13 protein-coding genes are annotated in these 13654 nt (G+C 40.2%); 5 read left to right on the top strand and 8 right to left on the bottom strand.

The window, feature by feature from the left end:
• Nucleotides 1–44: 44 nt before the first annotated feature.
• Nucleotides 45–3362 (bottom strand): DNA polymerase III subunit alpha, encoded by a 3318-nt coding sequence (gene dnaE / locus BM095_RS07880; protein WP_091659956.1) that lies wholly within the window; start codon nucleotides 3360–3362, stop codon nucleotides 45–47.
• Nucleotides 3363–3555: 193 nt separating this feature from the next.
• Here dnaE and BM095_RS07875 point away from each other — a divergent pair, with 193 nt between their 5' ends.
• The 3 genes from BM095_RS07875 to BM095_RS07865 all read left to right on the top strand — a co-directional run bounded on the left by BM095_RS07875 (nucleotide 3556) and on the right by BM095_RS07865 (nucleotide 4772).
• Nucleotides 3556–3894, top strand: a complete 339-nt coding sequence (locus BM095_RS07875; RefSeq protein ID WP_091659951.1) for a YtrH family sporulation protein — start codon at nucleotides 3556–3558, stop codon at nucleotides 3892–3894.
• Complete coding sequence (gene ytrI, locus BM095_RS07870; RefSeq protein WP_091659948.1) at nucleotides 3891–4397, top strand: sporulation membrane protein YtrI; 507 nt, start codon at nucleotides 3891–3893, stop codon at nucleotides 4395–4397. Before BM095_RS07875 ends, ytrI begins: the two co-directional genes overlap by 4 nt.
• A 174-nt stretch (nucleotides 4398–4571) precedes the next feature.
• Nucleotides 4572–4772 (top strand): hypothetical protein, encoded by a 201-nt coding sequence (locus BM095_RS07865; protein WP_091659945.1) that lies wholly within the window; start codon nucleotides 4572–4574, stop codon nucleotides 4770–4772.
• 217 nt (nucleotides 4773–4989) lie between these two features.
• Here the strand turns inward: BM095_RS07865 and BM095_RS07860 are convergent, their stop codons facing one another.
• A complete protein-coding gene (locus tag BM095_RS07860; protein ID WP_245757849.1) occupies nucleotides 4990–5943 on the bottom strand; it encodes a DHH family phosphoesterase in 954 nt (317 codons plus the stop codon).
• A gap of 90 nt (nucleotides 5944–6033) precedes the next feature.
• Here BM095_RS07860 and BM095_RS07855 point away from each other — a divergent pair, with 90 nt between their 5' ends.
• Entirely contained in the window at nucleotides 6034–6345 is a 312-nt protein-coding gene (locus BM095_RS07855) for a YtpI family protein (RefSeq protein WP_091659941.1), read from the top strand.
• Between the two features lie 48 nt (nucleotides 6346–6393).
• Here BM095_RS07855 and BM095_RS07850 read toward each other — a convergent pair whose 3' ends face one another.
• The 4 genes from BM095_RS07850 to BM095_RS07835 form a co-directional block, all read right to left on the bottom strand.
• The gene (locus tag BM095_RS07850; RefSeq protein WP_091659939.1) at nucleotides 6394–7704 is read right to left on the bottom strand and encodes a CBS domain-containing protein; all 1311 of its coding nucleotides are present in this window, start codon (nucleotides 7702–7704) and stop codon (nucleotides 6394–6396) included.
• A gap of 221 nt (nucleotides 7705–7925) precedes the next feature.
• Entirely contained in the window at nucleotides 7926–8609 is a 684-nt protein-coding gene (locus tag BM095_RS07845; protein WP_091659936.1) for a metal-dependent hydrolase, read from the bottom strand.
• 137 nt (nucleotides 8610–8746) lie between these two features.
• A complete protein-coding gene (locus BM095_RS07840; RefSeq protein ID WP_091659934.1) occupies nucleotides 8747–9121 on the bottom strand; it encodes a hypothetical protein in 375 nt (124 codons plus the stop codon).
• 48 nt (nucleotides 9122–9169) lie between these two features.
• Nucleotides 9170–9928 (bottom strand): SDR family oxidoreductase, encoded by a 759-nt coding sequence (locus BM095_RS07835; protein ID WP_091659931.1) that lies wholly within the window; start codon nucleotides 9926–9928, stop codon nucleotides 9170–9172.
• A 187-nt stretch (nucleotides 9929–10115) separates the two neighbouring features.
• Between BM095_RS07835 and BM095_RS07830 the strand changes: the two genes are divergently transcribed.
• Complete coding sequence (locus BM095_RS07830) at nucleotides 10116–10550, top strand: universal stress protein (protein WP_091659929.1); 435 nt, start codon at nucleotides 10116–10118, stop codon at nucleotides 10548–10550.
• Nucleotides 10551–10754: 204 nt separating this feature from the next.
• Here BM095_RS07830 and argH read toward each other — a convergent pair whose 3' ends face one another.
• Together argH and BM095_RS07820 are read right to left on the bottom strand one after the other, a co-directional pair.
• Nucleotides 10755–12149, bottom strand: coding sequence for an argininosuccinate lyase (gene argH, locus BM095_RS07825; protein WP_091659926.1), 1395 nt, complete (start codon nucleotides 12147–12149; stop codon nucleotides 10755–10757).
• A complete protein-coding gene (locus tag BM095_RS07820; protein WP_091659924.1) occupies nucleotides 12146–13351 on the bottom strand; it encodes an argininosuccinate synthase in 1206 nt (401 codons plus the stop codon). The genes argH and BM095_RS07820 overlap by 4 nt, the downstream gene beginning before the upstream one ends.
• Nucleotides 13352–13654: the final 303 nt, after the last annotated feature.

The following is a 13654-nucleotide window of genomic DNA, read 5'->3' as shown; positions in this document are numbered from 1 at the left end:
AAAGCTCATTTTATTATAACAGACGAAAATAACATCTTCACCCTTTATCGCTTTAAAACAACGGATTTTTCAGAAAGAATACGTTTTAATTCTCTTAAACATCCCGCAGAGGCAAAGGTTCGGAACCGATCCGCTAATTGTATTGTTTTATTAAATTTCTCATAATAAATCAACACACGAACGTTACCTGGGTACGCATTTAAAATCTGTTTCACCTTATCAGCACATTGTTTTTCATTCATTTCTTTAGGAATTTTTAAAAAGAGTGTTTGATCTCCCTGTTTAAGCAATTCTTCTAATGACAACACATGATCCGCCAGTATTTTTTTGTCATCCTTTTTATCCTTGCGGCCTTCTAACAATACAGGGACTTGCTCTTCAATATAGGAATGAACTTTTCGATGAACACTCGGAAATATAACAACTTCCGCTTCCCCAGCTCCATCCGTAATGGTAAGAAAAGACATTGCTTCTCCATTCCGTGTCCGTATTGCTTTCACACTGTCAATGATACCTGCTGTCCAAAATGCTCCTTTTTGCGGCAGTTCTTTATGTAGAGGCAAAGGTGAGAACGGCTTCAATACACGTTGAAATTTTTCAAGCGGATGGCCTGTCAAATAATGGCCTGTCGCCTCTTTTTCAGCTTCATAGCGCTCTTGGTCACTAAAAGGCTCGGTATCCACGTAACGAAAGTTATTCTCTACCCCTGTTAATAATCCACCTAAATCTTTTTGAAACTCTGCGTATTCGATTGCCTGGTCTAGGGAAGCTAGTAATTTTGCTCGGTCGTTCTCCAATTCATCAAAAGCCCCTGCTTTGATTAAAGATTCTATCCCTTTTCTTTCTGTCTTATTTATAGAAATTCTCATTAAGAAATCAATAAAACTCTGGTAATATCCATTGTTTCGTTCGGAAACGATGGCACGTGCCAGGGAGATGTTTACATACTTCAGAGCAAGGAATCCATAATATATATCCTTCTCTTTTGCATAGAAACCGACTCGGCTTTTGTTAATTGAGGGCGGTCGTATCTTTACATTTTTATTTGCGGCTTCTCTTTGATAAGACCCTATCTTAAGAGAGTTATTTTGATTCATAGTCAGGAGGGCTGCATAAAAATGAGACGGATAATGAGTTTTTAAATATGCTAATTGATAAGCGATATAACTATACGCTACAGCGTGAGAGCGATTGAATCCATAATTGGCAAACCGGAGAATCAAATCATAAACATTAGAAGCTGTTTCTAGAGTGTACCCTTGCCCCGTTGCTCTATCGATAAAACGAGCACGTTCTTCCTCTAAAACATCATGTTTCTTTTTACTTACCGCTCTTCGGAATAAGTCAGCTTCTCCATAAGAGTATCCAGCCATAACAGCGGCAATTTGCATGATTTGTTCTTGATAAATGATCACCCCGTAAGTAGGAGAAAGTATTTCTTTTAAATCATCATGAAGATAGGTTAATTCTTCCTTCCCATGCTTGCGTCGAGCATAAACAGGAATACTTTCCATCGGTCCTGGCCGATATAAAGCATTAACCGCTGCAATGTCCTCAAAAGCTGTCGGCTTCACTTGTCTTAATGCCTCTCTCATACCAGCTGACTCCAACTGAAATATCCCAGTCGTGTCTCCTGCAGCCAATCTCTTAAACGTCTGCGGATCATCTGTTGGAAGTTGTCTTATATTTATCTTTTTCCCTTCTTCGCGCCTTATAGAAAACATAATGTGCTCTAATAGACTAAGGTTTTTCAGACCTAGAAAATCCATTTTAATTAAACCGATGTCTTCCAGTATATCCATTGGATACTGAGTCAATAGCACATTTTCATTTTTTTTCATTAATGGAACATGAGTAGTAAGCACCTCTTCACTCATGACTAAGCCCGCAGCGTGAACAGAAGTATGTCGCGGAAGTCCTTCTATCTTCGACGCTAATTGCATCAAGAGCTGAGCTTTTGGCTCCTTATCCATAAGTCTTTGCAGAGTAATTTCCGATTCAATTGCTTTCTTTAATGTTACCCCATGGTCTTGGGGGATAAGAGAAGCTAATCTGTCAACTAATGCTGACGGGGCTTCTAAAACTCTTCCTGCATCTCTGACAGCTGCTCTGGCACCGAACGTTCCAAATGTAACAATTCGCGCAACACGTTCATACCCGTACTTTTTCCAAACATATTCAATGACCTCATCGCGCCTGTAATCAGGAAAATCTATATCTATATCTGGTAAACTTACTCTTTCTGGATTTAGAAAGCGTTCAAATAGCAAATGATGAGCGATTGGATCAATATCTGTTATTTCTAACACATATGCTACGAGTGACCCTGCAGCAGACCCTCTTCCGGGCCCTACGAGTATACCTTTTTCCCTGGCATACTTTACAAAGTCGGCAACTATTAAGAAATAGTCTTGAAAACCCATCTGCTCAATAATCTCCAGTTCGTATTCAAGACGTTTCTGAACCGTAGTGTCTATATTTTTATAACGTTTTCTCAGCCCTGAGTCACACCATTTGCGTAACGTATCTTTTGCTGTATTCCCCTCTGTTAACGGGTATTTTGGCATATGAGTATCATTAAATTGAAGCGTAACGTGACACTTGTCTGCTATTTCTGCTGTTAACTTTACAGCCTGTCTATCTTCTGGAAGTTCTTTTTCCATTTCATCCATGCTTAAAAAACTACCATCCAACCCTGAGTCGCTTTGTCTAACATCACTCAAAGATACCCCCTGATCGATGGCTCTTAACGCAGACAGTGGCTGCTTCTCCGTCTTATTCATCATATGAACATTGTTACCTGCGATCATAGGAATTTCATTTTCCACGCTCAGTTGCTTCCATATATTCAAAATGTTAGTGTCTTGACCCACTGATTGTCTCTCCAAAAATAATGGCTTCTGTCCCAGTGCCTGTTTCCATTGATGAAGGACAGCCCTACAATCATTCAGCCTGTCTGTTCTTAACAGGGAAGCTGGTTCACTGTCCGCATAAGGAATAATGACTATGCAGTGTTCTATTTCCTTCATAACAACAGAAAAATCAACATAACCTGTTGTTTGTTTCATTGTTGATAATCTAATAAGTGACATATAACCCGTGTTATTTTCAGCTAACAAAATAACCGGAAAGTCATTATCTAATTTTATTCCCCGCACCCATAATTCCATTCCTATAATTGGCTTTATTTGAAGTGATTTGCATTTTTTATAAAAAGGAATCACACCATGCAATACATCCTTATCCGTAATAGCCAGTGCTCTCATTTTATACTGAAAAGCCTTTTCTACCAGCTCTTCGATTCTAACCGTACTATCAAGCAAACTGTATTCTGTATGTATGTGTAAATGGACGAATTCCATAATGATACTCCTTTGTTTTTAAAGCTCAAGTCGGACTGGACTACCTTTCTCTATTATGAATCTCACGAAATGATAAAACAAGCATATCAGGCTCTCTCTCTTCTTATATTGTTAGTACGGGTTTATTAGCTGGAAGAATAGCTTCTTCTTGCATGACAAACGATAGCTATTTTTTGGAGAGGAGAATCACTTCATGATAAGCCGAGAATTTGCAGGCACGTTAATTATGGATTTCTTTGTTGCATTTGGTGTTATTATTGGCGGCTCTCTTATTGGCGGTATGGGGGCTTTCTTAATCGGCAAACCTCCTCTATCAACTGTCCACGACTTAGCGGCAAGCTTAAAAATATGGGCTTTAGTGGCGGCAATCGGTGGGACTTTTGACGCGATCACCTCCTTAGAAAGAGGGCTGTTTTACGGTACTCACGCGGATGTTTACAAAACAGTAGGTATGATGTGTGCGGCTTTAGCTGGTGCTAATGCTGGCACTCTTCTTATTCAATGGATTACCCAGGAGCAGATTTCTCCATGAGGATACCTCCCTATTACCGCCGGCCAGGTTGGCAGCGTTTTTTTGCCGGTGTGTTTATTGGAGTACTCGGTGGATGGGCGTTCTTTCTCTTTCAATTTGGGGCCGTACACGAAGAGTTAGTAGTAGAGATAAACAAACAAAAACTTCAAATAGAACATCAAAAAGAACAAATTGAAATCTTACGAAGTGAAGAGAAAAAACGAAACGAAGAAAATGAAAAGAAACTAACCGTTCAAGAAATAAAAATACAGTTTGCCAACGAAAAAGAAATGCGATTAAATGAATTAGCCCTTTTTGAATTAAAACAACAGGCAGAAGAAGAAATTAACTTTTTAAAGAACAAAAATATCGAAAGTGTCGTAGACGGAAAGGATTTAATACGGAAAGCCATTGAAAATAAAACGTATGAGGTGGGAGACAATGAATGGAATCTAGTTATTAAAGAAATGTATATATACACTAATTTAGAATTAGTAATTGCAATTAGGACTCCAGGATCGTAAAAAAAGCAATCACCCCGGATTGCTTCTCTGTCCCTGACACATTAAGAAAAGAGGAAACTTTGTCATCCGGTAAGAAAAGGTGACAAAATTTTGTTTTCAAAAGGTTTTGCAAATAATGTATAATGAAGGTATCAATTGTATAGCTACACAACATTCTCCTTAGGAGGCGATTCTATGGATGTAGCAGGAAAAGGAACGCAACATGAACTTGTATCTCAGAAGGTGGAAAAAATAAGGGCAGGGTACTCTGCCTTTGCAGAAACAAAGGACATGATCGACTCTATCCGGTCAGAACTTCACACCGAGAATATACCTGTAACAGAAGAACAAACAGATCAAGGATGCTGGTTCATACCTGTAAACAAAAAAGAATAGGATCAAAAAATGAGTAGGCGCTATAGCTAGACGACAAGAAATGCACAAGGCGCCTGCCTATCGGCGACAGGCGCTGGAGACCCGACGAGGTGGCTTTGCCGCCAAGAGAAGGGTTGAAGCGACCTCGAGCCGATGGCGCCTGTAGCTAGACAAAACTCCATGAATGTTATGCTAAGCACAAAAACAGCCGTACTTTTCCCGGCTGTTTTTGCGTTAGCTACACAGTTTTGCAGACCTTTTCTAGTTCGTCAATAATCGCTTCCGTTTCTTGTTTGTCTTTCGCCTTAGCACCGGCAGCAAGCGGATGACCGCCGCCTCTGTGATTTGCTGCAATGCCATTAACCACTGCTTTTTTCGAGCGGAGTCTCACTCGGTAAGTACCTTCCTCTTCTTCGACGAAAAAGACCCACGCTTTTAACCCCTCTGTATTGGAGAAGGCATTAATTAATGCCGCTGATTCTGCGACAGTGACGTCATGCTCCTCTAGCATGTTTCGCGTTAAATACATAATACCTAAGCCATTTTCTGTTAAAACAAATTCCTGTAACACTTTTCCTTTTAGACGAATGAGTGATTCACTGTTTTCATACAAACTAGTAAATAGTTCTGTCGTGTCAAAGCCATACTGGAGCATGTTGGCAGCAGATCGTAACGTTTTTGGTGTTGTGTTTGAATGTTGGAAGCGACCAGTATCTCCCACTATTCCTGCGTACAATAAACGGGCTGCTTCCTGCGTCCATTCCCACCCAAACTTATCGCTGGCGACAGTTCCCAACTCTATAATCATTTCAGAGGTAGAGCTGGCTTCCGTTTCTACCCATGACAAGTCCCCAAATGTGTCTGTTTCGGGATGGTGATCGATCTTAATCACTTGATCTCCCTTTTCCCATTCCTCACCGTCAATCCGTTCGGTGTTGGCTGTATCGCATATTACCACTAAACTTCGGTTAATATCATCACCCTCTTGTTCTCCGACCACGCTCTCAGTCAGGAACGCTAACGAAGGCTCTTCTTCCCCTTTAAGGATGATTGCTTTATCAGGGTAATTATGTTGCAATAAAGCAGCTAACCCCACTTGTGAGCCAATGGCGTCCGGATCTGGCTTTTCATGACGATAAATATAAATGGTTTGGTAATTATTTATTTGTTCCAAAATTTTTTCGTGCATCATAAGGATCCTTTCTGTAAGTAAAGTTTGCTATTTGCTCTTCTTTCTAGGTAAAATAGAAAGGCAATAGTTTATATTTTTCAGGAGGTATTCATGATACAGCTCACTCTTATTTTCATCGTGTTCTCTCTTGTCATGTATTTATTTTATAAGATAAAAACATTTCGTACGAAGGCACCCGTTATGAAAAGATGGGTACAGACAAAAGCTAATATGAGCTTAGGTGTCTTTCTAACCGCTTTCGGGGCGAATCTTTTAATCACGAGCCGCGGTTCTGTAGATATTATTGTTGGTACTGTCTTTTCTTTACTAGGTTTAGCTAATATTATTTTGGGATTTAGAGCTTATAAGCTATATTTACCCTACGCTGCAAAGGAAGCGGAAGAACAACGTGTGAACGCTTAATAGGAAAAACGGTCTCTATCCTTAGAGGCCGTTTTTGTATCTTGAGATTTAACGGTCAAGCAGCTGCGCCATCATTAATGCCTTACCTACAATCTCTCCCTCGTGATATAATTCCACATCCACTTTACCATGCCTACGCCCAACCTCTAATAATTTACCTCTCATGTCAATCGTACTTTCGATTTGAACCGGCTTAATAAAATACATTGTTACATTTTCGACAACGATATCCCCTCTTTTATAGGCTTTAAGTAAACGGCTTCCCGTCTCTGTCACCAACGTTGTCAGGACGCCGTATGAAATCATCCCTAAGTGATTGGTCATTTGAGGAGCGACGTCACACTGAAAATCATATTCTGAATCGGGACCTGTCTCGTGAAAACGACCGGTTACTAAATCGTCTAATGTTTCCCCCACGTGTGGTTGTTTTTGAGTCATTTGCAGTGCTTTTAACACGTCCTGACGACTGATCACTCCAAGTAAGTGTCGTTGATCATCAATGACAGGAAGTAACTCAATCCCCTCCCAGACCATAATGTGAGCGACAGACGCTACTGATGTCCTTTCGTTAACCGTAATTGGCTTCTTAGTCATAATGCGTTCGATGGGCGTGGGCATTTGCTTGCCTAATACATCTTTAGCTGCTACCATCCCTTGCACTTTCATGTTAGAGTCAATAACAGGATAACGACTATGGCCTGTTCTTCTGTTCATTTCATGCCATTTTTCCACTGTGTTTTCTGTTGTCATAAAATACGTATCCTGAAGAGGAATTAAAATATCACTAACCAGTACGATTTCCTTTTTTATTAATTGATCATAAATAGCACGGTTAATCATCGTCGCAACGGTAAAGGTATCATAACTCGTACTGATCACAGGTAAATCAAGCTCATCCGCTAATGAGATTACATTTTCATTTGTATCAAATCCTCCGGTGATCAGAACAGCGGCCCCTGCCTCTAAAGCTAATTTGTGTACTTGGTAACGGTTACCGACGATTAGTAGGTTTCCTGGTTCGACATACCTCATCATCGCTTCTAGTTTCATCGCCCCAATTACAAACCGGTTAAGCGTCTTATGCAACCCATTTCTGCCTCCGAGAACTTGTCCATCAACGATATTTACCACTTCTGCATATGTTAGTTTTTCAATGTTTTCTTTTTGTTTCTTCTCGATTCGTATGGTACCTACCCGTTCAATCGTACTAACGAGACCTTGATTTTCAGCCTCTTTAATAGCACGGTATGCTGTGCCCTCACTAACGTCAAGAGCCTTGGCAATTCCTCGGACTGAGATTTTCTCTCCTACATTTAAATCTGTTATATATCTCAATATTTGCTCATGCTTTGTTGCCATCACTTCCACCTCTCCGACAGCCGCTGATAATCTAAACTGTGTCACTACACGTAAACAACTGTTATATATTTTATTATACGGTCTGAGGAAAAACAAAGCAACCTTGAAATATACCTCATTCTCAACAACAACAACAATGTAAACGCTTTCCACCATGAGTGAGCTTCACAAAAAAAGCTGTCCCAAGTGTCTTCACATAACACTGGAACAGCTAAAAAGATTTATAGATCAATAGACTCTCCCGGCTTTAAAGCTTTCCCTTTTCTAGGTGAAATAGAATCAATAAATGCCTCTCCATCCTGCTCAATCGCTGGAAACGTATTATAATGAATCGGGACCACAAAGTCTGGGCTTATCCATTCTACTGCCTGCTTTGCATCTTCGGGCCCCATAGTGAAATTGTCTCCTATGGGCACAAACAATAAATCAAAAGAGTGTCGTTCTCCGTACATTCTCATGTCTGTGAACAAACCGGTGTCTCCCATATGGTAAATCTTTTTTCCTTCTGCTTCGAAAATAATTCCTGCAGGCATCCCTGTGTAAATAATTCTTTTATTTTCTTCTTCAGTATAGGAAGATCCGTGGAAAGCTTGAGTCAAAGACACGCGGCCGAAATCGAAAGTATAGCCCCCTCCTATACTTAGCGGGTGAGTCTCTATACCTTGCCAGCTTAAGTAAGTGGCCAACTCAAAAGGCGCTACCACTAAAGACCCATTTCGTTTTGCAATATCAACTGTGTCACCAACATGGTCATTATGACCGTGAGTGAGCAAAATAACATCTGCTTTCACGTTATCAGCTTGAAGATCACAATTCCCATTGCCAGTAATAAAAGGGTCGACTAAAATATCTTTTCCATTTGCTTCAATATGAACAACAGAGTGTCCATGATATGTTACTTTCATGAAACAGTGCCCTCCTTATGTTTTTCTGTGCTGCGCTTTTACAGCACCTAAGTATATGACTTCGTTCCTCTTATACGTTTTCCTGCTATAAACATGAAATAAACGTCATATCTGAGAAGGGGAATATTATCATATATCTATTTTGATTTCCAGTGCCACGTGTAAAGCTCTCGCCCTTTCTCTTTCCATCGAATGTCTACACGTTCAACTGGGGAGGAGAAATTATTTTTAAACGCTGTGATTATTTCTTTTTGGGAAGTTTTTTCATTTGGGCTAAGTAACTTATACCAATTCATTACTTCCTGTTTCGCACTCTTTCCCGTACTTTCTTCTTGGGGCTGTTCATAGTGAAAGAGAGACGGCTCTTCATACTCCCAATGATATGTACCTTCTTCCGCAGCAGCGGTAACTTTAAATAAAGAAGTATCTTTTAACGTGTGAGCAGAGACGGGCTGAAAAGTTGCCAGTAAACAAACAACCATCATACTTGAAATGAATATTTTTAGAGTCATTCCTATCACCTCAAGTCTTAGCATGCTACTTGAAGTTAAATTTATACATTACCTTCTTTTATGTAACACATCTGCTCCCCCCGTCACTTCCACCACAGCACCTGTCAACATATCGGAATTCTCGTCGCAAAGAAAAGCAATAGTACGAGCAATGTCTTCTCCAACAGAAGGCCGCCCTATAGGAATATTGTGATCTAACTGTCCTCTCACCTCGTCTATAGACGCTTCCTTGTATTCTGCCGTTACTTCCCCAGGACAAACCATGTTCACAGTAATACCGTTTTCTGCTTCCTCCACTGCCACCGTTTTTGTTAAAGACACAAGACCAGCTTTGGCAGCCGCATAGGCGGAGCGGTAAATCCAAGCTGGGGCATACTGAGCATTCTGAAAACCGTATGTAACAATTCGGCCATAATTCTGTCTTCTCATAATCGGTATTACTTCTTTAAATAAATAAAACATGGCCGTTAAATTACCATTCACCATTTCATCCCATTCTCTTACAGAGTAATCCATAAGCTTTTTACGCTCAAAGATGTATGGACCAGCATTATTGACGAGCACATCAACTCGGCCAAACGATTGGTAGGCGGAATCGACTAAATGCTTTAAATCTTCTGCTTTTGTGACATCCCCCTGTATGAATTGTATTCGGTCGATAGCTGAACCCCACTCTTCTTTCATTTTTTTTACCGACTGAACATCATTCCTGTAGCTAAGAGTTACTGAATAGCCTTTCTTCAAAAATTCTACAGCTGCTCTCTTTCCCAAACCTTTCGTTCCAGCCGTCACAATTGCATGACGCATCGGTAATCCTCCTTCAAGTTATCTATCTTCATATTACTACGAAACCATGTAACATAAAAGGAATCCACGTTTATATCGGAAATGACGAGGGTATATTATTAAAATAAGATATTTTTTTCATTGAATGAATGGATTACCACATAGGCCCTAGATAATAGATGGAAATTATGTAAAGGGGGAATGAGCAATGTCCAAGTACCATAACATTCTCGTTGCTGTCGATGGCTCAGATGAAGCGAAACGGGCGTTTACGAATGCAGTTAATATCGCAAAAGATAATCATGCCCATTTGATCATTGTCCATATTATTGACACAAGAACCTTTGCTACTATTGAACAGTATGACCGTACCATTGTTTCTCGAGCAGAAAACTATGGACAGGAATTGTTAGACGACTATCAAGCGGAAGCAAATCAAGCAGGAGTTGATAACGTCACCACTGTGATTGATTTCGGCTCTCCTAAAGTAAAAATACCAAAAGATATTGCTCAAAAATATGAAGTGGATCTCATTGTTTCTGGAGCGACTGGCTTGAATGCGGTCGAACGGATGCTAATCGGAAGTGTTTCCGAGTCAATCACTCGTCATTCTAAGTGCGACGTACTTATTGTTCGCTCCTAACATTAAGAACAAAAGCGCAAGGCGCCCGCTATCTGCGACAAGCGCTGGAGACCCTCCTAGGCTTTACGCCGCAGAGCAGGTTGAATCGACCTCGAGCCGATGGCGGCTTAAGCTGGACGTAGCTGACCCATTCACAAAAGTTATTCACCAGCGGATAAGCTTTTATCATTTCCTAGACTATAAAAGAAAAGCAGACCGCTTTTTTTAGCGGTCTGCTTCTTTCTTTCGGGACATCTTCTCTTTCCCCAATGCTATTGCTTTTTTCACCTGCTCAAACCCTGTCCCCCCTGCGCTGTTACGGCGTTTCACGACGGTGGCAGGTTTTAGCACTTCATAAATATCTTGTTCAAACAGTTCACTGGCTTCTTTATAGTCTTTTAATGGCAAATCTAATAGGAAAATATTTTTTTGTATACATAAGAGCACTAGTTTCCCCACTACTTCATGCGCTTCCCGGAAAGGCATCCCTTTGGATGCTAAGTAATCGGCAAGTTCTGTAGCATTAGAGAAGTCAGAATGAGTCTCTTTCTCCATTACTTCCTCATTTACTCTCATTGTATCAATCATACCGGCGAAAATCCGTATGGATCCTTTTACTGTAGTTACTGTATCAAACATTCCTTCTTTATCCTCTTGCATGTCTTTGTTATACGCTAGAGGAAGGCCTTTTAATAACGTTAATAAGGACATAAGATTTCCATAAACACGACCAGTCTTTCCACGGATAAGCTCTGCCATATCAGGATTTTTCTTTTGAGGCATGATACTGCTTCCAGTAGCGAACGTGTCATCCAGTTCGATAAAGTTAAATTCTTGGCTCGACCACATAATAAATTCCTCAGCTAGGCGGGATAGATGCATCATGATCATCGACGAGGCACTCATGAATTCAAGAATAAAATCTCGATCACTAACCGCATCCAGGCTATTTTCATAAATACCATCAAACCCTAAAAGGTCCGCTGTGTAATGTCGGTCGATCGGAAAAGTCGTCCCTGCAAGAGCCCCAGCACCGAGAGGAGATATATTTAGCCGTGTTAAACTGTCTTCTAAACGTGTATAGTCTCGTTCCAGCATCCAAAAATAAGCTAGTAAGTGATGAGCAAACGAAACAGGCTGTGCTCTTTGAAGATGAGTATATCCCGGAATTATGGTTTCAATGTGTTTCTCCGCCTGTACTAAGATGGAATCTTGCATCTTCTGGATTTCACTCATGATCTCTTCCGTTTGCTTGCGCAAATATAAATGCATATCTGTGGCTACTTGGTCATTCCTACTACGTCCCGTATGTAGTTTCCCTCCAACAGGTCCAATCTCATCTGTAAGAAACTTTTCGATATTTAGATGGATGTCTTCATTTTGGATAGAGTACTCTAGTTCGTCTTTTTTTGCTTTTTCTAATATTTTTTTTAGTCCTTTAGTAATAGAGTCTGTCTCGTCTTGTGACAAAATATCACAAGCAGCAAGCATTTTGACGTGCGCGAGACTTCCTTCAATATCTTCCTCTACAAGCTCTTTATCAAAAGGGATGGATGCCCCAAAGGCATCCACCCACTCTTCTGCACTTTTTGTAAATCTGCCACCCCACAGTTTGGTCATACGTTGACACCTTTCTTATTCACCATGCTGTGAACTTTAGTCGGAAGTCCCCATAATTCAATAAAGCCAACAGCTGCGTTTTGGTTAAATTCATCTTCTGGAGTGTATGTTGCAAGCTTCTCGTTGTATAGGGAAAGCTCAGATTTTCTTCCCTCCACGATCGCATTGCCTTTAAAGAGCTTCACTCTTACGACACCTGTAACATTTTTCTGAGTCTCTGCAATGAAAGCTTCCAATGCGTTTCTAATTTGTGAGAACCAGAGTCCATCATAAATAACCTCGGATAACTTTTTACCGATGACTGGTTTGAAATGAGCTACTTCTTTCGGAAGTGTGAGATCTTCAAGCTCTTTATGAGCCTTGATAAGCGTCATGGCGCCAGGGCATTCATACACTTCTCTTGACTTAATTCCAACCATTCTATTTTCTACATGGTCAATTCTTCCTACCCCGTGCTTCCCTGCTATACTGTTTAACTCAAGAATAAGATCATCTAACTGATACGTTTTTCCATTTATTGCGACAGGTTTTCCTTGTTGGAATTCAATCTCCACGATTTCAGCTTCATCAGGAGTTTTTTCGATTGGGTTAGTTAATTCATAAGCTCCTTCTGGAGGTGTTGCCCATGGATCTTCAAGGATGCCGCACTCATTACTTCTTCCCCAAAGGTTTTGGTCCACGGAGTATGGGTTATCCAAATCAATTGGAATCGGAATCTCATTCTTCTTCGCATATTCAATTTCCTCGTCTCTCGACCAACCCCATTCTCTAACAGGAGCCAGAACTTCAAGTTCCGGATTCAACGCTTGAATAGAAACTTCAAAACGTACTTGGTCGTTCCCTTTACCTGTACAGCCGTGAGCAACTGCGTCAGCATTTGTCTGCTCGGCAATTTCTACTAGCTTTTTTGAAATCAAAGGTCTAGAAAGAGCGGAAACTAATGGATATTTTTCTTCATACAAAGTATGTGCTTGAAGTGCAGGAAGAACAAAATCCTCTGCAAATTCTTTTTTTGCATCAATTGTATAGGACTGAATAGCACCAACTTTAAGTGCTTTATCTTTTACAAATTCTAGATCTTTTCCTTCTCCTACATCCAGCCCTACTGCGATTACGTCATATCCACTGTCTTTTAACCACTGAATTGCTACGGATGTATCAAGTCCTCCGGAATATGCAAGTACTACTTTTTTATTAGCCATGTAAATACCCTCCATCTTCAGGTTGAATATTCATACTGAAGTTATTATTTTTATACATTTATTTGTAAAAATATGAGAGGCTTTAGCCTCTAGTTTTCCCGCTGTCTTCATAAATGATTTATCGATAATCATACTTTACCAATTGACTGTTCATTTTGCAATACTTATTCATAAAAAAGCATAAAAATTTATTTATTGGTTTTTTAAAAAATACATGAGATAGCGCTCAAAAGCTGATGGAATCAAGCTTATAAGAAATTTTTCTATGATACGTTGTTTCTGCATTAATTCAAGACAGATGAA

The organism is Alteribacillus iranensis, from assembly GCF_900113025.1.
Taxonomy (GTDB): Bacteria; Bacillota; Bacilli; order Bacillales; family Marinococcaceae; genus Alteribacillus_A; species Alteribacillus_A iranensis.
Note: the sequence above shows the minus strand (reverse complement) of the source record. Positions and strands in the feature narration are given on the sequence as shown.